We start from the raw sequence: 25879 nt of genomic DNA, 5'->3' as shown, positions 1-25879 counted from the left end.
ATCAACGAGTTCCTGTGAGTGAAAGAACATCATTCGCCATTTCGCGCATGATGCGCCCGCGTGCGAAACGCTCGACGAAGGCATGGCGCGGGCGCGTCTTAATATTGAGCGTCTCGAAGGACTGGATCCCTGCGGCAGCGTCACACGGCGCAAACACGGCAGCGTTTTCAATATGTTCAGAGACAAAGCCGGCTGCGTAACCCGAGATACCCGCCCAGATCGGTTTGCCCAGTGCCGCGTATTCAAACACTTTCGATGGCAAGACCTTGCGGAAGGCGTCGTGGTCGTTCAAATGCAGAAAAAGCACATCCGCCGCCTGATAAGCCTCGATCAATTGTTCGCGCTTGACCGGTTTCAAGAGTTCAACGTTAGTACAGGCGTGAGTGACAAGGGCTTGTTTTAACAGCCCGATCCGGCCTCCGTCGCCGATCACTCGGAATCGCACCTTCCCCTCAAGCTGTTTGGCCAGTTGGGGGATAATGTTGTGCAGCCCCTGGCCTTCACCGATATTTCCCGCATAGACAATGTCCAGAATCGGGTTGGGCACCTTTTCTTCAGCCACCGGTTGCGCATCCAGAAATTCGCCATCGATGCCATTTGTATAGGTGGAGTAGCGCTGATCGGGATAGCGTGATTTGAAGTAGGGAAGAAAACCTTCAGAGACCAGGTTGACCTTTTGCGCCGAGTGAATGGTAAAGCGTTCAACCAGCGATAATAAGGGTTTAAGCAACCAGACTTTTTCTTTGGACAGCACATCCTTGATGGTGTCGACAAAGATATCGCGTATGTCCAGGTAGAGCGGCGTTCGTTTTGTGCGTGCGATCACCGCTCCCAGCGTAGCGGTCATCAGGCGTGAAGAAGTCGCATAGACAAGATCGTAGTCCTGGTTTCGCACAATCTTGCGTGCAGCGTTGGCATACACCAGAAACGCTCTTGCTTGATCGACCATCCCGCTCTTGTGGCCAGGCAGGGCCACTCGGCGGATGGTGAGCCTGGGGTGCGTTTCCAGTTCCGGGGCTTGACTGCTGAAGGAGCTGTAGCGATTCGGCAGGGTTGTGATCAACTCGATATGGGCGTCTGCGGGCAGTTGTTCCAGAAGTGCATCCACCAGTGCCGTCGTGCGGAATGAACCGGCTGACAGATCAGGCTGGTAGTAAAAGCTCAAAATCAAAAGTTTCACGTAAGCCTCACCAGGTTATGCGGGTGGTCAGTTTGTCTGTCGACATTTCAGCGACGATGCACTGATTGGGAACAGACTTGCCGAATTCCGGATGCCATGTGGAAGACACCACATTGATCCGGGTTGCGCCCTCTAGTGTCGCGACAGCGACCTGACCGCCGGGCAGGGTGATCGTTACCTTGTTGCCATGTTGAGTGGTGCGGATATCAGGGTGTAAAAATAGCCTTGAGACAGCGTGATCGAATGTGCCGGATACGGCATCTATCACCTGTAATTCACCGGCCATCGCAACCCACTCGCGAACGTGCAGGTTTTTCCCCGGTAGGCGCAGGTAGCCGTCATGGCTGCCACTGACCCGTACGGTATCGACTGTTTGTTCCAGCTCACCCACGGTGGTGCGTGCGCGTCGTGCGACCCTGAATCCGGCCCAGACTTCAGATGAGTTTTCACCGTTCACTTCTATTGTGTTGTGCGCTGCCGTGCTGCGTTGACGTTGACGCTCTGGGCCTTCGCCGTATTGAGACGTGCCGGAGTTGACGAACACGCGCTGTCCAAACAGGCTGAGTTCGAAGCTCAGGGTGTCCGCATGGGTGTGACCTGGCTGGTAATCAGGCGCAACCTGCGCAAGGTTCAACAAGGCTTTGCACCGATCGCCAAAATTGATCGCCACGTAGCCACTTTCAGTTTGGTGTACAGCTGCAATCGTAGTGGTGGACGTGTCATTGCGCGCACGGCACCCCAATTCAAACGCGTAGGCCTCTATATCCAGCAGTGTGGGGGCAATGCCGAATGCCGAGTCATTGAAGAATGGAATGCCACCATCCGGGTGCTGGAGGCTGCGCAACCAGACCAGGCCTTGCTCAATCTGCTGCTTCCATTGGTTTTTGCGAGTGTTAAGTTCCGGCAGCTCGGAGTGAGTGGCCAGGTTCAGCAGGTCGCAGATGTCCCAAAGAAGAGACGCGTGGTACATGGGGGACAGTTCGAAGTGCGCACCGTCCGCAAGAAACTGCTCCTCGATTTCCTCATCAAGGATCTTTAACCCCTTGGGCAGCCAGCTGTCTGCCCGATCGCCGTTCAGAAAGCTCCCGGCAAACACCAGCGCCTTGCCATTCACGAACAAATGGTTGGCGAGAATGTGATATTCGATCTGTTCGGACAGCGCGTGGGCCTGTGTCGCCAGGCTGTCCAGCCAGTGAGGTTCCAGGGTCGGTTGTTGTTCAAACCACTTGACCAGATTTACGATGCGCAGAGATAGCGTATACGGTTCCCAGCCGCATCCATGGAAGGGTGGATTGTTTGCTATCCAACTGTTGACCAGGCGCCTGTCGAAGTCTCTTCGGTCCTCGCCTGAAGAGGCCAGGTGATCCAGATAATGCAGGTTGTACTGCCAAATTTTCGGTCGTGTCTGATCGTGCCAGTCAATCGGCGCCGTCAGCCCCATGAATTCAAACTGTTCGTCGGCACCGAAGCGCGAGGCACACCAATGGGGAGCCTTCGCCAGGTCAACTCCAGGGCGCCGGGTAAAGCCTTGCGCCGAAAAAGGCCGGACTTTAGCGAAGCGATAGTAAAGACGGTAAACGATCTGCTTCAATCGCAGCATTTTAACGGTGTGGTAGAGCTTGATTATTCGTTGCATCAACGTCCTGCTTGGGTCAATCACTTGAAAGTTAAAGTAGTGAGTACTGCCTGACGCCCGTTAAGGGAAATTGATTTTCAGCCAACGCTCGAAGTACACCATCTGCCAGAGTTTGTAGGTGTTGTTTGCGCTGCCTGAAAAATGATTGTTCACTAACTTTTCCACTTCCTCTCGGGCTACGTAGGTGTAAATACGCTCGAACTCGGTGAGCAGGCGTTGTTGGCCTATGCGTTGGATAATGCCATCCAGAGGTGGGTTGAAGCCTGTTTTGGGACGATCAACCAATGAGGCGGGAAGCAGACTTTTCAGCAGCTTCTTGAGTGGGGCCTTTGGTGCTCCGCCTTTAAGCAAATCTGCACTTGAGGTTGCAAGACCGCTGGCCACCACGCGCTCGTCCAGCAAGGGGACGCGCAGTTCGATACTGGCCAGCATACTGGCCTTGTCCGAGACACTCAGGTTATGGCTCAAGAAGCCTGTCTGGTCAAAATGCTGTGCACATTTGACTTTGTCTTCAATGGCGCCGGTGTACTGATCCATTACGCCGGACAGGCGTTGCTTGTAGTGTCGTTCAAGCTCGCTGTAATCACGAAAAAAGCCCTGCAACTCTTGGCGGGAGAAGTACCCCAGCATGCGCGAATACGCCAGCGGCCAATAGCTTTCCTGAGCGTAGGACACCAACCGTTCAAACTTTTTATCGAGCCGCTTTGGAAATAACTTGAGCGTTAGCAGTGCACTTAATACGGGATACAGCCACCTGATGAGTGTGTGATGCTTGAGGACTGTGTAGCGTGGGTAACCTGCAAACGCCTCATCTCCACCCATGCCACTGAGCATGACGGTATACCCACTTTTCCTGGCTTCGGTGGACAAGCGGTAGGTTGCCCAGAACGTATAGTCGGATACCAGTTCTTCGGTGTTGGCCGCGACGAAGTCGATGGACTCGAACGGGTCTGTATTTGAGTCGAGAATCTCGGTGACCACCAGCTTTTTGCCAAGGTGTTCGGCGATCCTGGCGGAAAACTTCGTATCCACAGTGGAGTCGTCCGTTGCGTCGTACTGTGCAAAAAATAAGTCGGCATCACCGGTGAAACTTGCCAGGATGCTGGAGTCTGCGCCACCACTGAAAAACACCCCGACCGGTACGTCCGCTTCCAATTGGCGCGTCACGGCAGAGCGCACATCCTGCGCGAGGCTTTGCTCGGTCTTGAAGTTCATCGCGCTCTGGTAACGCTGGGTTGTGGTCTTGCCGGTTGCCAGGTCGAACGCCAGGTAACTGCCGGGCATCAGTTTCTTGATGGATGTGTAGCCGGTGTTGGGTTCGTAAAGAAAGCCGTTGTTGAAAAACTCAAAGACATCATCCGGGTCTATGTCGGTGTTTACCTGCGAGAAACATTTGAGGCCGCGGATTTCCGAGCAGGCGTAGAAGCCGTCGGTGCCGGTGTAGCAATACACCGGCTTGATGCCAACGACGTCCCTGACCAGAAACGTTTTTTTGCGCGGCTCATCCAATATGACAAATGTGAACATGCCTTCAAGCCGTGCAAAGGCCTGCTCTTGATACTCTACGTACAATTGCAGGATAACTTCGGTATCGGAGGTGCCTTTGAAGGTATAGCCTTTTTCGATCAGTTGCCGGCGCAACTCGTGATGGTTAAACACCTCGCCATTGAACACGATGCTTACACCATGATTGTCGGCAAACATCGGCTGGCTGCCAGTGGGTGACAAATCCAGAATGCTCAGCCTGTTGTGTCCCAGGCCTACCTGATAGCCCGCGACACTGGCGAAATAGGTGCCGGATGCATCCGGGCCACGGTGCCGTGTAACCGCCAGGCTTTTTTCCATTTGGGCCTGGGTCTCGGGTACGCCATCTTTGACTGCAAAAAAGCTGAGGCCGCACATTATACCGACGTCTCCCTGGTGTCTTTGACGACCATTACCGGCCGGGTGTTGGAGAGTGACGCTGGATGCCCGTCAGGCAAGGCGGTACCCATGATTTGATTTGAATGCTTATGCGCCAGCATTACGCCCCAAGCTGCTGCGAGCAGTAAGTTGAAGGAAATCAGGCGAAACACCGCGAAGAACAACCCGTAGATCGCCAGCGTTATGACCGCCGTGCGAATCACGGTGAGGTGAACGGGGTCGGATTTCAGAGTGGTGAACCGATACAAAACGGGAGCGCCGAGGACAGTGATGTACATCAGCAGCCCCAGGATGCCGCCGACCATCAGCATGTACAGTGGCCAGTTATGGATATAGCCAACTGACTCCGTGAATGAATCACCGCCGGGTCTCTCCCAGCGCATCTCGTGTTTGATCCCGATACCGTTACCCAGCGCGGGGTGATCCTGAAACATGCGCCAGGCGATTTTATATTCCTGTACTCGGGAAGAGACGTTGAAGTCCTGCTTCTCGTTGGCAGCAGGCTTGGACTCCGAGACTACTGGCGCGGCAGCGTCAGGTTGCGTGCGATTCTCTCCCATGGACGCAATGGAAGAGGTTGCGATAGGCAGTGCCGTATTCGCCAGGGAGTTCATGCGCCCCAGCCATACGTCTTGCATGCCGGTGGCAAAAATAAACACAAGGCTAAACAGCGCTTGAATGACAATGCCGGATACTACTTTCAGCCGTAAATGCTTGTGCGCGAAAAAGGTATAGAGCGCGAACAAGCCAATGACCAGAAGCGCACTGATCAGCATGCTTCGTGTGAATGTGATCAGCACTGCGGCCGTGCAAAGCAGCGATATCAGGCCACTGATCCATGCAACCCTTCGGTCAGGCGTCAACGTGCCGACGACATACCCGAGCACCATGCCCAGCGGCAGGATCGCGTCTGTTGCTTGCGCCAGCACCATGGTGATGCGATCACGCATGGGGCCCTGTGCGTTAACGTTGCGCAGCGCTTCTTCATAAGGGATTTTTACCATCTCCCCGTTGACCTGAAGGGTCCAGTACGGCTGCCACAAGCCGTGATAGAAGTAATAGAAAACGATGTAGCCTGCGGTCAGTAAAATCAGGGTTCCCACCGAAGCGCCGAGCCAACGATTGTTATTTTCTTCGCGGCCTACCAATGCGCAGATCGGGATCAGTGCATAGATAAACAGAAAGGGCATCACCCCTCTGATCCAATCAGCCATCGGAACATGGTGGTACATCGCTACAACCAGGTTCAGCACTAGAAACCCCAGGCCTATTAGCAAGGGGGCGGCGAACAGACGCAGGACCGATCTGAAACCCAGAGTACGGAGCAATTTGATCAACGCGCTGAGAAATACCGCCATCAGCAGGGCGGCAAACGCTATTTCCTGGGCGCCCAACGAAGTGGGCGCGGGGTGAAGAGCAAAGGCCATTGGGAACAGCGCCAATAAACCCAGCCAAGGCGACAGGATGGCCGTCAATACCAGTAAAGCGCTGCCGATAATGGCCGTGTAAAAAAGCACGCCAGGATCCAGCATAAATAAAATGGCAATGAGCGCTGCTGCCGTGATCGCCATAGAATTTTTTACGCAGACAGGTTGACTCATTGCGGTACTCCATTGTTCAAGGGCGTATGGCTTTATAGTCTCTGGCTGTTTGTCCAATCACTTTTGCGGGTATTCCCACAACGATTGAATTATCAGGCACGTCTTTCAATACGACCGCCGAAGCGCCAATTTGACAGTTGTTTCCGATCACGATGTCGCCAATGATCTTTGCCCCGGCCCCTATGTAGCAGTTGTCACCGATGACGGGGCAGCGATTGATCTCGCTGGTGACATAGCCCTCAGCGGCGCCGATGGTGATGCCTTGGCCCAGCACGCAGCCGTCGCCAACCTTGGCATTCGCGTGCAGTACGACGCCGATCGCACCATAGGCGAATATCGTGCCCCTTCCGATCGTCGCGGTGATTGGAATGTAAGAGTTGAACAATAGGAAAATCACATTTCGAACAAGGCCTGGTAATAACGGCACTCGATGCCGGTGCAGCCAGTTTCCAACTCGATAAAGTTTTACTGCATTCACGGTTAAAACCTCAGCGTGCGAAGATCGGCGGGTCGAAGCTGGAGTGCTCCCACTGCGATGATCATGAGCGAGCCCATATACAGCACGGCCCAGACCAAGCTCATGTGTGTCAAAAAGATAGTCAGGGGTGAAAGTAACGCGACCCAAAAAACCACCGGCAAGCGAATGCCAGGACGGCAGCTTATGTGCAGGAACAGCAAATAGGCCGAGAACCCGATAGCGTAGAACAACTGCGCCTGGTTCAAGTCTTTGACAAATAGAATCATGCTGGTTATGGCCAGTGGGGCAATGACCAGGTTTGCCACGATGACTTTGCGGTGCAGGCCGGAGGCGACCAGATAGCGCTCTGTCACCACTGCCCAGTACAGCACTGGCAGGCAGGGCAGCATCACCAGATAGTTCGAGTACTGAGGGAACAGCCAAACCGCCGCGTACCCCGACAAGCCCACCAACGCGAAGTAGAAAATCGCCACTGACGTGATGATTCTATAGTGCGCTTGACGTTGCCCGCCCGAGACGAAGGCGACAAAGACTGCCCTGACGTTGATGGGGAACAGGCTGGTGGCTGATTGAATGATCGAGACGATGACCCTGAACAATCCAAGGTCGCGGACGGGCAGGCTCTTGGAAAGAATGAAGGGCAAGATGTTGGTGAACAGGTTGAACACCAGGGTGATGGATATCATTCTGGGTAATAACAACAGCACACCTTGGCAGGTCTGCAACAGCTGTTTGCCGACCGGCAGTTTCGCACCTTTGAAAAACAGCACCGCTACGGCAAATACGCACGGAATCAAGTTGGTCAGAATCAGTATGTCGACGATAGTCAGCGGCACTAGCTGTTGGTAGCTGATAAACAGGAGCGTGAAAAACACGCCAAGAAATAGCACCAGGTAGGCCACGATCCAGCGTTGCAGGCGCAGCCCGAACAGCGATAACAGGCATGCCGAGCTTAAAAGCATCACCCCAAGCAGGAGGGGGTTGCCGATGTGATCAATCAGGTTCACAGCGCTGAACAGTACAAAAATCAGTACGGCCATAAATAATGAAGTCACCAGAATGTACTCGGCCTCCACGGTGGCAATCAGTTGCTCATTGACGATATCCAAGAGTTTTTGAAATAAAAATACCAGCACGTTGGCCTTGATGAATGCGCCATACGCTTCCAATCCGTAAAGTCCGGGAATCACAAAGTTAACAACCAGGCCACTTATCAGTGTCAGCACCTGGATCAATAGGTTGACCATGCCAGAACCTCTTGAACCTCATCATGACAAATGCAATGGCATGATCATTTAACAAACATGCCCAACGCGGTGCTCGGAAACCGACGCAATACTAACGGCTTGCGTCGGTTTCCAGGCGGGATTTATCAGGCGTTATCAAGCCCACACACCGCGTGTGTCGATGACTTTGAGCGAGGACAGACGTGAGCCCGGGATCTTCTTGAATGCGCTGTGATCGACCAGCAGGACAATCACCTGCGCAGATGACAGCGCCTGATCGATTCCGCTCAGCGTTGCAATACCTTCAAGGCGAGCCGGTAAGTGCGCGATGTTCGGTTCAACCGCCAGCACAGTACCGGGATGGGACTGGGCAATGTGCGCGGTGATCTCCACAGATGGGCTCTCACGCAAGTCGTCGATGTCCGGCTTGAAGGCCAGCCCGAGGCAGGCAACCGTGACGTCCTTGGCCGTTTTCGACGGGTGTTCCTGCAGGAATTGACCGATGGCCAGTTGAACCTGCTCCAATACCCACTTTGGCTTGCTGTCATTGACTTCCCTTGCGGTGCGGATCAGGCGCGCCCGGGCGGGTGTTTTGCTGACAATGAACCAGGGGTCGACAGCGATGCAGTGGCCGCCCACACCGGGGCCAGGTTGCAGGATATTAACGCGAGGGTGGTGATTCGCGAGGCGGATCAGCTCCCATACATTGATGTTGAGTTCGTCGCAGATCATCGACAGTTCATTGGCAAACGCGATATTCACGTCGCGAAAGCTGTTTTCTGTGAGTTTGCACATTTCGGCAGTGCGGGCGTCGGTGATGATGCATTCACCCTCAACGAAGGTTTTATACAGAGACCGCGCAGCCTCTGAACATTTGCTGGTAAGCCCGCCGATGATGCGATCGTTTTCAATCAGCTCGCGCAGTACATGACCCGGCAGCACGCGCTCCGGGCAATGCGCTATGCGGATGTCGGATTCCGCGCCATGGGTTTGCGGGAAGGTCAGGTCCGGACGGGCTTCGGCCAGCCATGCAGATATTTGCTCGGTAGCGCCCACTGGAGAGGTTGATTCCAGCACGACCAAATCCCCTTTTTTCAGGACGGGGGCAATGGCTCGACTGGCTGATTCGATGTAGGAAAGATCAGGTTCGTGATCGCCCTTGAAGGGGGTCGGGACGGCAATCAGGAAGGCGTCGGCCGGCTCTGCGGTTACAGTTGCTCGCAAATACCCTTCGGTGACGGCGGCGCGCACGACGATGTCCAGATCCGGTTCAATAATATGGATTTCGCCGCGGTTGATGGTTGCCACTGTGTTCGGGTTTACGTCGACGCCGATGACTTTTTTCTTGCGTGCAGCGAAAACGGCTGCCGTTGGAAGCCCGATATAGCCGAGGCCGACTACAGAAACAGTTTCAAAGCTCATGAATTGGCCTTTTTAATTCGTGAAAGTGCATCGAGAATTCGTGCGGATGCTTTTCCGTCACCATAGGGGTTGTGAGCGAAGCTCATCTGGCCATAGGCTTCAACATCCGTCAGCAGGACTCTCAAGTTAGAGGTAATGGCCTCAATTTCGGTGCCGACAAGTTTTACTGTGCCTGCGTCGACCGCCTCTGGACGCTCAGTGGTGTCACGCATCACCAGCACAGGTTTGCCTAAAGAAGGGGCTTCTTCCTGAATGCCACCTGAATCACTCAAAATCAGATAAGACCGATCCATCAAATACACGAAGGGCAGATAATCCAGGGGTTCAATCAGATGGATATTCTGGATGTCGCTGAGCAATCGATTGACTGGCTCGCGTACATTCGGATTCAGGTGAACGGGGTACACAATCTCGACATCGGGAAACTCCCTGGCGATAGTGATCAAGGCCTGGCAGATATTCTCAAAGCCGCCGCCGAAACTCTCGCGGCGATGCCCCGTGACCAGGATCACTCGCCGGCAATCACCCAGGAATGAGAACTGCTGGTGAAATTGCTGCTGCAGGGCCGGACGGGTCTTGATTCGGCCCACCACATCCAGCAATGCGTCAATGACAGTGTTGCCGGTCACATGGACGCTTTGGCTTGCGACCCCCTCTCTCAGCAAGTTCTGCCTGGACGTTTCAGTCGGCGCGAAGTGCAATGCCGCAAGAGCGCCAGTCAGCTTGCGGTTTGCCTCTTCAGGCCACGGAGAATAGAGATTTCCGGTGCGCAGGCCGGCTTCGACGTGAGCCACGGGAATTTGGTGATAGTAAGCGGCCAATGTGGTGGCGAACGTCGTCGCTGTGTCGCCATGGACCAGGACGATATCCGGTTTGAATGTTGCGAAGACAGTTTTCATTCCCTGCAAGATGGCACTCGTGACATCGGTCAGATCCTGGCCGGACTTCATGATGTTCAAATCGAAATCAGGCTTGATTTCAAAGAGATTGAGCACCTGGTCGAGCATTTCTCGGTGCTGTCCAGTCACGCAGACCTTGGCATTGAAGCGCTCATCGGCTGCAAGGCTCAACGCCAAGGGAGCCATTTTGATTGCTTCAGGTCGTGTGCCGAATACACACAGGGTTCTTAAAGTCATCGCAACACCGCTACTTAAAGTAAAAATCAATGCACGCTTACGTCATAATCCGCGGATTAGGTGCCGTCAGTTGTGATACGTTTTTGCACACGCTATGCCAGGGCACAGGGCCGCGGGACAGCACAATCAGATAGTGGGAACATGACATCTGAGAGTTGTGCATGCGTTATTTTTTGGAATTCCACTCGCCGGCATTTGCATGCCCGTGTGTTGAGGTTCGTGAGAATTCCAAGCCATATGCCTGGGTCTAGTGACGATTCTCGGGCGGCCTCCTTTCGTCCAGTTTGGCAGTGCGTATGTACACCTGCGATGGTCACTCAGCAAGTAGTGCGCATACTCTAAAGTATCCTTGTCATTCGGCTCCAAGACACAATTTGCTCGCGTTGGGGCTGTTTGGTTTCGTTAAAACATGATGGCTGATTAGCATTTTTATCATTAAGGTCAACCATCAAGTGCTGTTGATCCGGTTATTTTTGTCATGGCGGATTCTTACGGACTTTTCCTACAATGCTTTCCGCTGTAGTGGCACAGGTGAACGCGTTGCCGAGTATAGCCTCTTTAGGCGTTTTTTTTCCAAGACTGGAATGGAACAGCTGTTCGACTTGGCTCTCCAAGGGCCTTTGCCGGACGTTCTAGAGGGCGGGACTTAGAATCCAGCTATGCCTTATGGTGAACATAGACAGTGATATCAGCCGCTCTTGCATTGTTTTAAAGGTGACCACTTTTGTTACATTTTGCTATACGGGACTGTTGCTATGCTAGCTAATGATGCGACTGCAACTCAACGTCTCGGGCCAAGCCTAGCAGCTTGTCAGGTGTTCGCCATTTTTTGTTCGTGAGCGCTCGAACCCCTCGGTTTCGTGGGGGCCAACGCTCACTCGCCTTGGTTTTTTTGGGACGGGCAAAGGATTTCAAAGGATTTCCCACACAACAAGGGTATCATCCGATCTATGGTGTTTACTGTAGGTGTCGGGTAACGCCGTGGTGTTTTCAGTACAGAATAGGGGTTATTAACCCAGGGAAAGGTCGTCAAAGGAGTGCGATTTTTCTGAAGGGAGATTTTGATGCGGTTGCCGTGCTTGTACGATTTTTGTTCAGTGCTGGTTATTCATTATGGATCGCTATTTTCGTCTATTCGCGGGCACGGTTTTGATTCTAGGAGCGTGGAAAAGTGTTGGAGAAGGGCATGGATAAGATGAGAGTTTTTTTATTAAATCTCCCGCGCCGCCACAAGCGCATTCTTCAGGTGCTTGTCGATATTGTACTGGTGTGGATTTCATTATGGATGGCCTTCGTCGTACGACTTGGGATTGCCGAGATGGAACAGCCGATCCAGCGATACTTATGGCTGTTCTTGAGCGCTCCGGTGATCGCCATTCCCCTGTTTGTTCGCTTTGGCATGTACCGCGCCGTCATGCGTTACTTTGGTAACGATGCACTTATTACTATTATCAAAGCGGTGAGCCTTTCTTCACTTGTTCTCGGCTTGGCTGTCTATCTTTACAGCAACCATCAATACGTTGTTCCACGCTCGGTTATTTTCAATTATTGGTGGTTGTGCCTGGTGACCGTGGGCGGATTGAGACTAGCGATGCGCCAGTACTTCATGGGCGATTGGTTCTCTGCAGCGCAGCATGTTCCCTTTACCAATCGTGATGATGGATTAACGAAAGTTGCCATTTACGGAGCCGGCTCGGCGGGTAATCAATTGGTCGCTGCGTTGCGCATGGGGCGTGTCATGCGGCCGGTCGCCTTTATCGATGACGACGGGAGTATCGCAGGTCGTGTCATCTCCGGGCTGCAGGTGTTCAAGCCCAAGCATATTCAGCAGATGATCGACACGACGGGCGCTCAGCAGATATTGCTTGCAGTGCCTTCTGCGGGCCGCGGGCGCAGGCGTGAGATTCTCTCTAACCTTGAGCGTTTTCCGCTGCATGTGCGCAGCGTGCCTGATTTTATGGACCTGGCCAGTGGTCGCGTCAAGGTCGACGATATTCAAGAAGTCGATATTGCCGACTTGTTGGGGCGTGATGCAGTGCCAGCCCAGGAAGACCTGCTTGCACGTTGTATCGTGGGCCAGTCTGTCCTGGTCACTGGAGCAGGGGGATCGATTGGGTCTGAGCTATGCCGGCAGATTTTGACGCAGAAACCCAAGACCTTACTCTTGTTCGAACACAGCGAATTCAACCTCTACAGTATCCTGTCCGAACTTGAGCACCGCGTTGCGCATGAGTCGATGCCCATTAAGTTATTGCCTATCCTGGGGTCGGTACGCGACGAAAATAAATTACTTGATGTCATGAAAAGCTGGCACGTCGACACGGTTTATCATGCGGCTGCCTATAAACATGTGCCGATTGTCGAGCACAACATCGCCGAAGGTGTCCTGAATAACATCATCGGTACTTTGAATACCGCCCAGGCAGCCTTGAAGGCCGGCGTGGTGAACTTTGTGCTGATTTCCACCGACAAGGCTGTTCGACCCACCAATGTGATGGGGAGTACCAAGCGCCTTGCAGAATTAGCCCTGCAAGCCCTGAGCGTTGAAAAAGCGCCGGTGATGTTTGGCGACAAGTCTGGCGTGGCGCGCGTCAACAAAACACGCTTCACGATGGTCAGGTTCGGCAATGTTCTGGGTTCTTCCGGCTCAGTGATTCCGCTGTTTCACCGGCAGATCAAGGCAGGCGGTCCGTTGACCGTCACACACCCAAAAATTACGCGTTATTTCATGACCATACCCGAAGCGGCCCAGCTGGTGATCCAGGCCGGTTCCATGGGGCAAGGCGGGGACGTGTTCGTTCTGGACATGGGTGAACCCGTAAAAATTGTAGAGCTTGCGGAAAAGATGATTCATTTATCCGGGCTGAGCGTGCGCACGGATAAAAACCCTCACGGGGATATCGCGATCGAGTTCACCGGATTGCGCCCAGGCGAAAAGCTTTACGAGGAATTGCTGATCGGCAACAACGTCGTCGCTACCCAGCACCCGATGATTATGAGCGCCAACGAGGACCACCTGGCGTGGGACGTACTCAAAAGCAAACTGAGCGAATTGCTGGGCGCGGTGAGTGAGGACGACTACACCCGCGTGCGTCAGATCCTGCGCGAAACAGTCAGTGGCTACTCGCCCGACGGCGAAATCGTCGATTGGATCTACCAGCAGCGCCGTTTGGAGCCGTGAGTTAACACCCTGTTACTCACCCGTTTTTGACTCTCTCGCCACATCGCCTAAGTTAGAAAAGCAGCTTTTGGAAAGCTGCTTTTCTTCTACCGATGTCATGGAGTGTCACCAATGCAAAATGCCTATATCTCTTCCCTGATCTTTGCCGTCCTCACCAGCCTCTCCGTAGCAACCACCGCAGCCCCTTCCATCAAAGCCGAAGCCCCAGCGCCTATCACGGCTCAAATGGCCAACGTCGAGCAATCCACCAAGGTCAATCTCAACACCGCCGACGCTGAAGTTCTGCGCCGCGACCTGTTCGGGATTGGCGCCGCCAAGGCCAAGGCGATCATCGCCTATCGTGACAGCAATGGGCCTTTCACGGCGGTCGACGAGTTGCTGGAAGTCAAAGGCATCGGCAAGGCGTTGCTTGAGAAAAACCGCGACAGGCTGGCGATCAACTAAGGGTGTGAGCCCTGGACAGAAGGCCGGTCACTGACCGGCCTTCTGTTTGTCCGAGACCTGTTCTTTCAAACACCCGCTTACCACCTCCATGATGCGGGCTGCCATTTCCTGGCTTTCGACGCTTCTGGCCAGCACCAGGGCGCCCACCAACGTCGACATCAGTACCAGGCTCTCGTGGTCACCCTTCGGGTGCTCCAATGCCGAGTCGATCTGGGTCAGCCTGGCTTGAAGTACCGCATCCGTTACCGGGCTATGTTGCCCTCGCAGGCCCAACTCCGACGACATCGTGGGCAGCGGGCAGCCTTCACCCGGCGAGGTCTGGTGCCATGGCGACAGGTAGCTGTCGATAAACGCATCCAGTGGCCGTTCCTGGCTGAACAACGTTGCGCAATGGGCATCGAGTTCCGCAGCGGCGGACAACAGGGCCTTGTCCACCAGCTCATTCTTGGACTTGAAATGCGCATAGAACCCGCCGTGTGTCAGGTTCAACGCTTTCATCAAGGGCTGCAGGCCGGTGGCGCCAATACCGTCGCGGCGAAACCGTACGGAGGCTTCCTTGATGATGCGCTGGTGAGTCTGAGCTTTGTGATCGGTTGAATAACGCATAGGGCGGCCTCTGGAACGAGTGCGCATTTTAACGAAGTTAAATCCTTTTTACCCATAGCGACAGCCTTGAGCGGGCCTGGCATGAAAAGTGATTACATCTGGCTCAGACATTGTTCAACAATCGAGGCGCGGTGATGACGCTCAGTTTGTCTTTAGCCGATCAGATTGCCCTTGAGCTGCGCGCCGACATCATGGGTGGGCGGCTGTTACCGGGGATGGCGCTGGTCGAAGTGGACCTGGTCAAACGCTATAACGCCTCGCGCAATACCATTCGCGAAGCGTTACACCGCTTGGGGCAGGAGGGGCTCACCCGCTATGTGCGCAACAAAGGCGTGATGGTCCGGCGCGTGGCACGCGATGAAGTGCGTGACCTGTTCGTGGTACGCCGTACCCTTGAACTGCAGGCCATCGCCCAGAGCGGCACGCTGGCGGGCGACCATGACGTGCGCATGCAACATGCCATCGAAGCCACCACGCTGGCGCGCGAGCGTGAAGATTGGCGCGCCGTGGCCACTCACAGCCTGGTGTTCCACCAGCACATTGTCGGGTTGATGCGCAGCCCATTATTCGACGAGTTCTTCGCCCAAGTGATCGCTCAATTGCGCCTGGTGTTTTGCGCGGCGCCCGATGAACAACGCTTCCAGTCGCCCTGGCTGGAGCGTGATCGTGAGATCTACACCTTGCTGGCAAACGGCAATAAATCGGCTGCGCAGGAGGCGATGAGCCTTTACCTGCACGATTCCGAACGCCTGTCCCTGGCGCTGTTTGATTACCCTTGATGGAGGATTGCACCCATGTACAAAGACTATCCGGCCGCCTATCAGGTCAGCAAAGGCTCGGCGCTGCAAGTGGACACCGCCTTCTACGCGCGTATTCGCGACCAGGGGGATAAACGTACCTTGATCGAGCAGTTTGAAGTACCGATTCGCACGGGCAGGGCGTGGAAAGTGCCGGCTGGGCATGTGTTTCGCGTGACGACGCCGGTAGGCCCGCAGGTCGGCGATTTTAACGTGTGGAACGCCAATGACCCGCGCGAACGCCTATGGGCGGCACGCACGCGGCAGTTGCAGGGCGCCCATGTCAGCACCCATGACCGGTTGTGGTCGAACCTGCCGTTCCTGCGCCCCCTGGTGACCATCACCGATGACAGCCTGGCGAGCTATGGCATCGATGAACACGGCGGACGCCTGCACGATTTGCTCGGCACCCGCTGTGACCCATATGTGAACCGCATGCTCACCGGCGAAGACTTCCACCACCACTGCCATTCCAACTTGACCCGCGCCGTGCTGCCCCATGGCTTGACTGAATTTGATGTGCACGACGTGCTGAATATTTTCCAGTGCACCGGCCTTAATCATGACGACATGTACTTCATGAAAGCCTGCCCGGCGCAGAAGGGCGATTACCTGGAGTTTTTTGCCGAGATTGATTTGCTCTGCGCCTTGTCGACATGCCCGGGAGGGGACCTGTCGCTACCGATGTGGGGGCCGGACGCACAAGACCCTTTGACCGTGTGCCGCCCGCTGGGCGTAGAGATCTATCGTTTGGAGGAGGCGTTGCTCAACGGCTGGAGCCAGCCTGAGCGTGCTGCCTACAAGGGGCAGCACGGCTTGCATATTGCCAAGGCAGACTGGGAGTAACCCGCTTCAGCGGTCCTGTGCGTCCTTGGCGTCCGCCTGGGCGTTGCGCTCGGCCACGCGTTTGCGTTGGTCGTCGGTGAGTTCCACCTTGTTGGCGCTGTCACGCAGCATCAGCAGCCCACCGACGATCGACCCGATCGCTACCACTAAAATCAACCACGCATACCACGGCATAAGGCTCTCCTTGAGGCGGACCAGCGTCGGAGGATGTTCCCACGCTAATAACGGCTTTGAGTCACAGGCTTTCTGAGTAGTTCATTGTAGGCCTGTTCCGCCTCGTTAACCCTAGAGCCCGGTCAACATCGCGTCGGCCGGTGCATCGGCGCGGTCTTGGGCGGTCAGTTGGAAGTAGATGAACCCCGCCAGCATAAAGCCCAGGAATATCAGGCCGATCAGCGCATTGAACCAGGCCATGGCCACCAGGCACACCAGCGCCAGTACCAGCGCAATAGCGGGCACGATCGGATAACCCGGCGCGCGGAATGTGCGCTCCAGCAGCGGTTCGGTCTTACGCAGCTTGAACAGGCTGAGCATGCTCATGATGTACATCACGATGGCGCCGAACACCGCCATGGTGATCATCGCTGCGGTCAGCGTCATGCCACCCAGGTTGATCAGGCCATCGCTGTAGATCGCAGCGATACCGACCACACCGCCGGCGATGATTGCCCGGTGCGGTGTCTGAAAACGCGAGAGTTTGGCCAGGAACGGCGGCAAGTAACCGGCGCGGGCCAGGGCAAAGAACTGGCGCGAATAGCCAAGGATGATGCCGTGAAAGCTCGCTACCAGGCCAAACAGGCCGATCCACACCAACATGTGCAGCCAGCCGGAGCCGGTGCCCACCACGCTTTTCATCGCCTGCGGCAACGGGTCGTTGATGTTCGACAGGGTGCGCCAGTCGCCCACGCCACCGGCAAAGAACATCACGCCCATGGCCAGGATCACCAAGGTCAGGATGCCGCTGATATAGGCTTTTGGAATGGTGCGCTTGGGGTCTTTCGCTTCTTCAGCCGCCATGGCTGCGCCTTCGATGGCGAGGAAGAACCAGATGGCGAAAGGAATGGCCGCAAACATCCCGGCAATCGCCGGCGCGCCGAAGGTGTCGGAACCCGCCCAGCCGTTCAGGGCGAAGTTGCTGAAGCTGAACGCCGGCGCAACCACGCCCATAAATACCAGCAATTCAGCGACGGCGAGTACGCACACCACCAGCTCAAAGGTCGCGGCGAGCTTCACTCCGAGGATATTCAGGCCCATGAACACGATGTAGGCCCCCACGGCGGCGTGCTTCGGGTCGAGTGCCGGGAACTGCACGTTCAGGTAAGCGCCGATGGCCAAGGCAATCGCGGGCGGTGCGAAGACAAATTCGATCAATGTCGCCAGGCCCGCGATCAAGCCGCCTTTTTCGCCGAAGGCGCGACGGCTGTAGGCAAACGGCCCGCCCGCGTGAGGAATCGCGGTGGTCAGTTCGGTAAAACTGAATATAAAGCAGGTGTACATGGCGGCGACCATCAACGTGGTCACCAGAAAACCCAGCGTACCGGCCACGCCCCAGCCATAGCTCCAGCCGAAGTATTCGCCGGAAATCACCAGCCCGACGGCAATGCCCCATAAATGCAGGGTGCCCAAGGTGGGTTTGAGTTGTGTGTTCATCGTGTGGCGCTCCCTGAACGGTTTGGAATGATTACTGGGTGTTGCAGTGGCCATGCCAGCCCATAGAAGCGTGTCGTAAAGCGCAGACAGTGTCGTGAGGGGAACGGTTTTGCGTTTGAATGCTTCATTTGGTGCACCAGAATAAAGCGGCGGTGCCCGGCCTGACGCTTTCGCGAGCAAGCCCGCTCCCACACTCGACTGCGTTTGAGCAGGAGGTACGCGGTTAAGTGTGGGAGCGGGCTTGCTCGCGAAGAGGCCCGCAAAGCCACCACTAATCCCTCTGTAAACCCCGCATAAAGCCACTCTTTACGCCGTCTTTACGCCCCGCCCATACCCTCGCTCTCGTTCCTTTACGCCACTCCTGCCGACAATTGCTCCACACGCGGCAATCGCCGCAAAACGGAGAAACTTCCATGAGCGTTCTGGACGGGGTGTCACTGCTATTGGCCGTGGCGCTGTTCATTTATCTGCTGGTTGCGCTGTTACGCGCGGATCGGAACTAGGAGCAGGCTATGCACAGTTATGACTATTGGCTGATCATCGCCTTCTTTGCCGTGGTGCTGGTGCCGGCACCGTTCCTGGGGCGGTTCTACTACAAAGTGATGGAAGGTCAGCGCACCTGGCTCTCGCCGGTGCTCGGCCCCGTCGAGCGCGCCTGTTATCGCCTGTCCGGCGTGGACGAGCACCAGGAACAGAGCTGGCAGAAATACACGCTGGCGCTGCTGGCGTTCAACCTGGCCGGTTTTGCGTTGCTGTTTGCTGTGCTGTTGTTCCAGGAATATCTGCCACTCAACCCGCAGAAATTGCCGGGGCAGGAATGGACCCTGGCGTTCAACACGGCGATCAGTTTCATGACCAACACCAACTGGCAGAACTACAGCGGTGAAGCCTCCCTGAGCTACCTCAGCCAGATGATCGGCCTGACCGTGCAGAACTTCGTCAGCGCCGCCACCGGCCTGGCTGTGCTGGTCGCGCTGTGCCGGGGTATCGGGCGCAAGTCCACCAAAACCCTGGGCAACTTCTGGGTCGACATGACCCGCGCCACCCTCTACGGCTTGCTGCCGCTGTGCCTGGTGTTTGCGTTGTTCCTGGTGTGGCAGGGCGTGCCGCAAACCTTCGCGCACTATGTGAATGCCGTGACGATGCAGGGCGTGGACCAAGTGATCCCACTCGGCCCGGCTGCCAGCCAGATTGCGATCAAGCAACTGGGCACCAATGGCGGCGGCTTCTTTGGCGTCAACTCGGCGCACCCGTTTGAAGACCCGACCGCCTGGGCCAACCTGTTCGAGGTGTCGGCAATCATCCTGATTCCGGTGGCGCTGGTGTTCACCTTCGGTCACTACGTGAAGGACCTGCGTCAGAGCCGCGCGATTCTCGGCTGCATGCTGGCGCTGTTCCTGATCGGCGGCGCGACGTCGCTGTGGGCCGAATACCAGCCCAACCCGACCCTGAACAACCCGGCGGTCGAGCAAACCGCACCGCTGGAAGGCAAGGAAGCGCGCTTTGGCACCACCGGCACGGTGTTGTGGTCGGTGACCACCACGGCGGCGTCCAACGGTTCGGTCAATGGCATGCAAGACAGCCTCAACCCGCTGACCGGGATGGTCTCGCTGGTCAACATGATGGTCGGCGAAGTGATCTTCGGCGGCGTCGGCGCCGGTATGTACGGCATGTTGCTCAACGTGTTGATCGCGGTGTTCCTCGCCGGCCTGATGATCGGTCGCACCCCGGAATACCTGGGCAAAAAGCTGCAGGCCAAGGAAGTGCAATTGCTGGTTGTGACGCTCTTGGTGATGCCGGTTGGCGTGCTGGTGCTCGGCGCCATTGCCGCCAGCCTGCCCGGCCCGGCCGGTGCCATCAGTAACCCTGGCCCCCACGGTTTCAGCCAGTTGCTCTACGCCTACACCTCAGCCAGTGCCAACAACGGCTCGGCATTCGGCGGTTTCAGCGCCAACACGCCGTTCCACAACCTGATGCTGGGCCTGGGCATGTTGATCGGCCGCTTCGGCTACATCCTTCCGGTACTGGCCCTGGCCGGCAGCCTGGCGATGAAGAAAACCGCACCCATAGGCCAGAACAGCTTCCCCACCCATGGCCCGCTGTTCGTGACCCTGTTGACCGTGACCATTTTGCTGGTGGGCGGCCTGACGTTCCTGCCGACACTGGCGCTGGGCCCAATTGCTGAACACCTGAGCATGGCTGCTCCTAAATAAAGAGCTAGAGGGGATATGAAAATGAATATGCCTGCAAAAAATGCGGCCCCTGTGACTACTCAGGAACCGGCCAAAACCGCCATCTCCGCTCTTTGGCGCCCGGCGCTGGTCCAGGCGTTCGTCAAGCTCGACCCTCGCCAACTGCAGCGCTCGCCGGTGATGCTGGTGGTCGAGCTGACCGCCATCCTCACCACCGTGCTGTGCCTGGTGCCGGACACTAACGTGCCGACCTTTGTCGCCGTGCAAATCGCCGTGTGGCTGTGGTTCACCGTGCTGTTCGCCAATTTCGCCGAAGCCTTGGCCGAAGGTCGCGGCAAAGCCCGCGCCGACAGCCTCAAAGCTGGCAGCGAAGGCCTCAGTGCACGCCGCAAAGAGGCCGACGGCAGCTTCAAAGTCGTGCCGGCCACCAGCCTGCGTAAAGGTGATGTGGTGCGCGTCGCCGCCGGGGAAATGATCCCCGGTGACGGCGAGGTCATCGAAGGTATTGCGGCGGTCAACGAGGCGGCGATCACTGGCGAATCCGCGCCGGTCATCCGTGAATCCGGCGGCGACCGCTCGGCTGTTACCGGCAACACGCGGCTGGTGTCGGACTGGTTACTGGTGCGCATCACCGTCAACCCCGGTGAGTCCACCCTGGACCGCATGATCGCACTGGTGGAAGGCGCCAAACGCCAGAAAACCCCCAACGAAGTGGCGCTGGATATCCTGCTGATCGGCCTTACGCTGATCTTCCTGCTGGTGGTGGTCACCCTGCAGCCGTTCGCCCATTTCGCCAATGGCAGCTTGCCGCTGGTGTTCCTGGTGGCGCTGCTGGTGACGCTCATCCCGACCACCATCGGCGGCCTGTTGTCGGCCATCGGTATCGCCGGTATGGACCGTCTGGTACGCCTCAACGTCATCGCCAAATCCGGGCGTGCGGTGGAAGCGGCGGGTGACGTGCATGTGTTGCTGCTGGACAAGACCGGCACCATCACCTTCGGCAACCGTCGCTGTGCCGCCGTGATCGCCGCGCCAGGCGTCAGCGGTCGCGACCTGGCCGAAGGCGCGCTGCTGGCGTCCCTGGCGGACGACACGGCGGAAGGCAAATCCATCGTCGAATACCTGCGCACGCTGCACCCTCAGGCCGAGCCAACCCTGGAGGAGCTGACCTCCGTGCCGTTCAGTGCCGAAACGCGCTTGTCCGGTGTCGACTACCAAGGGCGTGTGTTCCGCAAAGGCGCGGTCGATTCACTGCTGGCGTTTATCGGCCAACAACGCGGTGACCTGCAACCGGCACTCTCGCGGGAAATCGACAAGATCGCCCAAAGCGGCGGCACGCCATTGCTGGTATGCGCCGACGGCAAACTGCTCGGCGCGATCCACCTCAAGGACGTGGTCAAGCCCGGCATCCGCGAACGTTTTGCCGAACTGCGCAAGCTCGGGATTCGCACCGTGATGGTCACCGGCGATAACCCGTTGACCGCCGCCGCAATTGCCGCAGAAGCCGGTGTGGACGACGTGCTGGCCGAAGCCACGCCAGAGAAAAAACTCGCCCGCATCCGCCACGAGCAGAACGACGGTCGCCTGGTTGCCATGTGCGGCGACGGCGCCAACGACGCCCCGGCGCTGGCCCAGGCCGATGTCGGCATGGCGATGAACGACGGCACCCAGGCTGCCCGCGAAGCCGCCAATATGGTCGATCTCGACAGCGACCCGACCAAGCTGCTGGACGTGGTGCAGATCGGCAAGGAACTGCTGGTGACACGCGGCGCGTTGACGACCTTTTCCATCGCCAACGACGTGGCCAAATACTTCGCGATTTTGCCGGCCCTGTTCGCCTCGATCTACCCGCAACTGGGCGTGCTCAACGTGATGCACCTGCAGAGCCCGCAGAGCGCGATTCTCTCGGCCATCGTCTTCAACGCGCTGATCATTGTGGTGCTGATTCCCCTGGCACTGCGCGGTGTGCGCGTACAGGCGGCGAGTGCGGCGGCGTTGCTGCGCCGCAACCTGCTGATCTACGGGCTGGGCGGGATTGTGGTGCCGTTCGTGGGCATCAAGGCGATCGACATGCTCCTGACCGCGCTGCACCTGGTGTAACTGGATCGCACTTTTTGGATCGTTCCCATGCTCAGCGTGGGAACGCCGCCCCGGACGCTCCGCGTCCTGCGCTGATAACGAATCGAGGAATTTGAAATGTCCACCCTGATCCGCCCGGCCCTGAGCCTGCTGGTCCTCATGACCCTGATCACCGGCGTCGCCTACCCATTGGTGGTCACCGGCGTCGCCCAGGTTGCGTTCCCCGACCAGGCCAACGGCAGCCTGGTGCGTGACGCCGACGGCAAAGTGCGCGGCTCGCGCCTGATCGCCCAGGATTTTACCGGTGACAGCTGGTTCCACCCACGGCCATCGGCCGGCGCGTTTGCCACGGTCTCCAGCAGTGCCAGCAACCTGGCCCCAAGCAACCCGGCGTTGGCCACACGCATTTTTGACGACGCCAATAAACAGCGGGTGCCAGGCCAGGGGCCGGTGCCGTTGGCCTCCCTGACGACCTCCGGCAGCGGCCTTGATCCACACTTGCCACCGGCGGCGATTGCCTATCAACTGGCGCGAGTGGCGGCGGCGCGAAATGTGCCGGTGTCTACACTGCAGCGCTTGCTCGATGAGCACATCGAAAGCCCGCTGGTGGGGCCGCCGGTGGTGAATGTGATGGCGCTGAACATGGCGCTGGAAAAACTCTGATCCCCTTGTGGGAGCGGGCTTGCTCGCGAATGCGGTCTGTCAGTAACAGATTAGTTGACTGTTACACCGCATTCGCGAGCAAGCCCGCTCCCACATTGGATCTTCAGTGACCTGAATACCTGAAGGAACTCCAAAGCATGAGCGACTCCGGCCGCGCCGATGCCCTGTTAGCCGATCTGCCACGGGACGGCCGTGGCCGGCTCAAAGTCTTCCTCGGTGCGGCGCCCGGCGTGGGCAAGACCTACGCCATGCTCCAGGCCGCCCACACCCAACTGCGCCAGGGCGTGCGCCTGATCGCGGGCGTGGTGGAAACCCACGGCCGCGCCGAGACCGAAGCCTTGCTCAGCGGCCTGCCGCAGCAACCCTTGCTGCGCAGCGAATACCGTGGCGTGATGCTCGAAGAAATGGACCTCGACGGCCTGCTCGCCGCCAAGCCCAAGCTGGTGCTGGTGGATGAGCTGGCCCATAGCAACGCCCCCGGCAGCCGCCATGAAAAACGCTGGCAAGACATCCAGGAACTGCTTGCCGCCGGCATCAACGTGTTCACCACGGTCAACGTCCAGCACCTGGAAAGTTTGAACGATCAGGTGCGCGGTATCACCGGCGTGCACGTGCGTGAAACTCTGCCCGACTGGGTGCTGCAAGAAGCCGACGAACTGCTGCTGATCGACCTGCCGTCCCGCGAGCTGCTGGAGCGCCTGCGCGACGGCAAGGTGTATGTGCCGGAACAGGCCCGCGCCGCCATCGACGCATTCTTCACCCAGACCAACCTGATGGCCCTGCGCGAGCTGGCCATGCAAACCGCCGCTGCCCATGTCGATGACGATTTGGCCCAAGGCTACCGCCAGCTTGGCCAGGCGGCCCCGGCGGTGCGCGGGCGTTTACTGGTGGGTGTGGACGGTGATGCGCAGGCCGAGCGCCTGGTGCGTCACGCCAGCCGCGTGGCCCAGCGCCGGCATTTGCCGTGGAGCCTGGTGCATATCGATAACGGCCGCGCACGCGATGAGCAATCGCGTCTGCGCCTGCAAAATGCCCAGCAACTGGCCGAACGGCTGGGCGGCGAAGTGGTGTTGCTGCGCGCCGGTGAAGTGGCCAAGACGCTGATCCAGCATGCCGCCGAACGTCGCGCCAGCCTGGTATTGGTAGGACAGTCGCGGATGCGCTGGCGGCGCCGGTTGTTCGGGGGTGGCTTGGCGGCACGCTTGCTGCGCAATGCCCGGGGTCTGGAGATCAACGTGCTCGACAGCGACGACATGCCCGCGCCGCCGCGCCTGCCGGATGTACGCGGGCTGGTGTGGTTCGACTATGGCCTGGCGGTGGTGGCGACCATCGTCGCAGCTGCGTTGGCCTGGGCGGTAGCCAGTGTGTTGCCGCTGCCGAATATCTCGTTGGTGTTTCTCGCCGCAGTGCTGCTGGTCGGCGTGCGCAGCAGCCTGGGACCGTCGCTGGTGTGCGCGGCGCTGTCGTTCCTGACTTATGATTTCCTGTTTATCCCGCCGAATTTCTCCTTTTCCATCCAGCGCGAAGAAGACGTGCTGACCCTGTTGTTTTTCTTGCTGATGGCGGCGTTGACCGGCAACCTCGCGGCGCGTCAGCGTCGTCAGTTGCAGGCCTTGCGCGACACCCAGGAAGAAACCAGCGAACTGCTCGACCTGTCGCGCAAGCTCACGGCGGCCACTGATCGCCAGGCGGTGGTCAGTGCGGCGGCCCATCATCTGCAAGGCTGGAGTGATCTGGACCTGTGTCTGCTGAACCGCGACGGCCAGGGCGGCTGGAAAGTTGAAACCGGCGCCGCGCTTAACCTTACCGAAGCCGAACGCGCTGCCGCCGATTGGGCCTGGCAGCATGATCAACCGGCCGGCATGGGCACCGGCACCTTGCCGTTTGGGCGTTGGTGGTGGTGGCCGCTGTCGGGGGAGGAGGGCCCGTTGGGCTTGCTTGGCGTAAGCCCGAAACCCGGCCTGGAACTGAGCGGCCAACGCCGTCGTCTGCTCACCGCATTGAGCCAGCCATTGGCCCAGGCGCTGGCGCGCGCGCAACTGGCGCAGGAGCTGGAATCAGCGCGCCTGCACGGCGAAACCGAACAGCTGCGCAGCGCCTTGCTGGCCTCGGTGTCCCACGATTTGCGCACGCCGTTGACCTCGATGCGCGGCAGCATCGACAGCCTGCTGGCGCTCGGCGAAGCCATCCCGCTGGAAGACCGCCGCGAATTGCTGGAAGGCACCCGCGATGAAGCCGAGCGCCTGGACCGCTATATCCAGAACCTGCTGGACATGACACGCCTGGGCCACGGCGCGCTGAAACTGGCGCGTGACTGGGTGTCGCCGGGTGATATCGTCGGCAGCGCCCTGGGCCGCTTGCGCGCAGTGCTGGCGCCGTTGCAGGTACACACCGACGTGCCGGCGCAGCTGCCGCTGCTTTATGTACACGCGGCGTTGATCGAGCAGGCCTTGGTCAATGTGCTGGAAAACGCCGCGCGGTTTTCACCGCCCCACGGCCGTTTGCAGGTGAGTGCCGGCGTGGCGGATGAGCAGCTGTTTTTTGCAGTGGCCGACGAGGGGCCGGGGATCCCCGAGGACGAGCGTGCGAAGATTTTCGATATGTTCTACACCGCCGCCCGTGGTGATCGCGGCGGGCAGGGCACAGGCCTTGGCCTGGCGATCTGCCAGGGCATGGTGGGCGCTCACGGCGGGCATATCCGCGTCGAGGATGGTATAGAAGGGCGCGGCACCTGCATCAGCTTGTTCCTGCCGTTACCGACGCAACCTGGCCCGGAGCGCGAGCCTTGAGCTACCCTCTTTTCTCCACGGATTTTGATT

20 protein-coding genes are annotated in these 25879 nt (G+C 57.8%); 9 read left to right on the top strand and 11 right to left on the bottom strand.

Translation table 11 applies throughout. The features are described 5' to 3' along the window. Position 1 precedes the first annotated feature (1 nt). From BLV67_RS08275 to wecB, 8 genes are all read right to left on the bottom strand, one after another. Positions 2–1180: a glycosyltransferase family 4 protein gene (locus BLV67_RS08275; protein ID WP_065911971.1), complete on the bottom strand. Its 1179-nt coding sequence runs from the start codon at positions 1178–1180 to the stop codon at positions 2–4. Positions 1181–1187: 7 nt separating this feature from the next. Continuing rightward, positions 1188–2816, bottom strand: coding sequence for a heparinase II/III family protein (locus BLV67_RS08270; protein WP_069788678.1), 1629 nt, complete (start codon positions 2814–2816; stop codon positions 1188–1190). 60 nt (positions 2817–2876) lie between these two features. Beyond that, positions 2877–4718 (bottom strand): asparagine synthase (glutamine-hydrolyzing), encoded by a 1842-nt coding sequence (gene asnB, locus BLV67_RS08265; RefSeq protein ID WP_069788679.1) that lies wholly within the window; start codon positions 4716–4718, stop codon positions 2877–2879. After that, on the bottom strand, positions 4718–6340 hold the full coding sequence (locus BLV67_RS08260) for an O-antigen ligase family protein (protein ID WP_069788680.1): 1623 nt from the start codon (positions 6338–6340) through the stop codon (positions 4718–4720). Before BLV67_RS08260 ends, asnB begins: the two co-directional genes overlap by 1 nt. Before the next feature lie 16 nt (positions 6341–6356). Next, entirely contained in the window at positions 6357–6818 is a 462-nt protein-coding gene (locus BLV67_RS08255) for a serine O-acetyltransferase (RefSeq protein ID WP_069788681.1), read from the bottom strand. A 2-nt stretch (positions 6819–6820) separates the two neighbouring features. Beyond that, entirely contained in the window at positions 6821–8065 is a 1245-nt protein-coding gene (locus tag BLV67_RS08250; protein ID WP_069788682.1) for a hypothetical protein, read from the bottom strand. Positions 8066–8200: 135 nt separating this feature from the next. Next, positions 8201–9466, bottom strand: coding sequence for a UDP-N-acetyl-D-mannosamine dehydrogenase (gene wecC / locus BLV67_RS08245; protein ID WP_069788683.1), 1266 nt, complete (start codon positions 9464–9466; stop codon positions 8201–8203). Beyond that, the gene (gene wecB / locus BLV67_RS08240) at positions 9463–10602 is read right to left on the bottom strand and encodes a non-hydrolyzing UDP-N-acetylglucosamine 2-epimerase (protein ID WP_065911949.1); all 1140 of its coding nucleotides are present in this window, start codon (positions 10600–10602) and stop codon (positions 9463–9465) included. Before wecB ends, wecC begins: the two co-directional genes overlap by 4 nt. A 1186-nt stretch (positions 10603–11788) precedes the next feature. On the opposite strand from wecB, the gene BLV67_RS08235 reads away from it, so the two are divergent. Together BLV67_RS08235 and BLV67_RS08230 are read left to right on the top strand one after the other, a co-directional pair. After that, on the top strand, positions 11789–13783 hold the full coding sequence (locus BLV67_RS08235; protein ID WP_065911985.1) for a polysaccharide biosynthesis protein: 1995 nt from the start codon (positions 11789–11791) through the stop codon (positions 13781–13783). Positions 13784–13894: 111 nt separating this feature from the next. Beyond that, the gene (locus BLV67_RS08230; protein WP_058422818.1) at positions 13895–14227 is read left to right on the top strand and encodes a ComEA family DNA-binding protein; all 333 of its coding nucleotides are present in this window, start codon (positions 13895–13897) and stop codon (positions 14225–14227) included. Positions 14228–14254: 27 nt separating this feature from the next. Here BLV67_RS08230 and BLV67_RS08225 read toward each other — a convergent pair whose 3' ends face one another. Beyond that, a complete protein-coding gene (locus BLV67_RS08225; protein ID WP_069788684.1) occupies positions 14255–14833 on the bottom strand; it encodes a TetR/AcrR family transcriptional regulator in 579 nt (192 codons plus the stop codon). 134 nt (positions 14834–14967) lie between these two features. Between BLV67_RS08225 and BLV67_RS08220 the strand changes: the two genes are divergently transcribed. Together BLV67_RS08220 and BLV67_RS08215 are read left to right on the top strand one after the other, a co-directional pair. Then, on the top strand, positions 14968–15612 hold the full coding sequence (locus BLV67_RS08220; RefSeq protein ID WP_065911948.1) for a GntR family transcriptional regulator: 645 nt from the start codon (positions 14968–14970) through the stop codon (positions 15610–15612). Positions 15613–15627: 15 nt separating this feature from the next. Then, complete coding sequence (locus BLV67_RS08215; RefSeq protein WP_065911947.1) at positions 15628–16476, top strand: urea carboxylase-associated family protein; 849 nt, start codon at positions 15628–15630, stop codon at positions 16474–16476. Positions 16477–16482: 6 nt separating this feature from the next. On the opposite strand, the gene BLV67_RS08210 is transcribed toward BLV67_RS08215, so the two are convergent. Beyond that, the gene (locus BLV67_RS08210; protein WP_065911946.1) at positions 16483–16650 is read right to left on the bottom strand and encodes a DUF2897 family protein; all 168 of its coding nucleotides are present in this window, start codon (positions 16648–16650) and stop codon (positions 16483–16485) included. 111 nt (positions 16651–16761) lie between these two features. Beyond that, positions 16762–18126 carry an ethanolamine permease gene (gene eat / locus BLV67_RS08205; protein ID WP_069788685.1) on the bottom strand — a complete coding sequence of 455 codons (1365 nt, stop codon included), beginning with the start codon at positions 18124–18126 and terminating at the stop codon, positions 16762–16764. Positions 18127–18539: 413 nt separating this feature from the next. Here eat and kdpF point away from each other — a divergent pair, with 413 nt between their 5' ends. The 5 genes from kdpF to BLV67_RS08180 all read left to right on the top strand — a co-directional run bounded on the left by kdpF (position 18540) and on the right by BLV67_RS08180 (position 25849). Next, positions 18540–18629: a K(+)-transporting ATPase subunit F gene (gene kdpF, locus BLV67_RS08200; protein ID WP_003218754.1), complete on the top strand. Its 90-nt coding sequence runs from the start codon at positions 18540–18542 to the stop codon at positions 18627–18629. 9 nt (positions 18630–18638) lie between these two features. Further along, entirely contained in the window at positions 18639–20339 is a 1701-nt protein-coding gene (gene kdpA / locus BLV67_RS08195; protein ID WP_069788686.1) for a potassium-transporting ATPase subunit KdpA, read from the top strand. 21 nt (positions 20340–20360) lie between these two features. Then, positions 20361–22418 carry a potassium-transporting ATPase subunit KdpB gene (gene kdpB / locus BLV67_RS08190; protein ID WP_371919100.1) on the top strand — a complete coding sequence of 686 codons (2058 nt, stop codon included), beginning with the start codon at positions 20361–20363 and terminating at the stop codon, positions 22416–22418. 96 nt (positions 22419–22514) lie between these two features. Then, positions 22515–23060 carry a potassium-transporting ATPase subunit KdpC gene (kdpC, locus tag BLV67_RS08185; RefSeq protein WP_065911940.1) on the top strand — a complete coding sequence of 182 codons (546 nt, stop codon included), beginning with the start codon at positions 22515–22517 and terminating at the stop codon, positions 23058–23060. A gap of 137 nt (positions 23061–23197) precedes the next feature. Further along, entirely contained in the window at positions 23198–25849 is a 2652-nt protein-coding gene (locus BLV67_RS08180) for a sensor histidine kinase (protein WP_065911939.1), read from the top strand. Positions 25850–25879: the final 30 nt, after the last annotated feature.

Origin of the sequence: Pseudomonas salomonii, from assembly GCF_900107155.1 — a bacterium.
Classification (GTDB): Bacteria; Pseudomonadota; Gammaproteobacteria; order Pseudomonadales; family Pseudomonadaceae; genus Aquipseudomonas; species Aquipseudomonas salomonii.
This window is presented reverse-complemented; position numbering and strand designations above follow the sequence as displayed.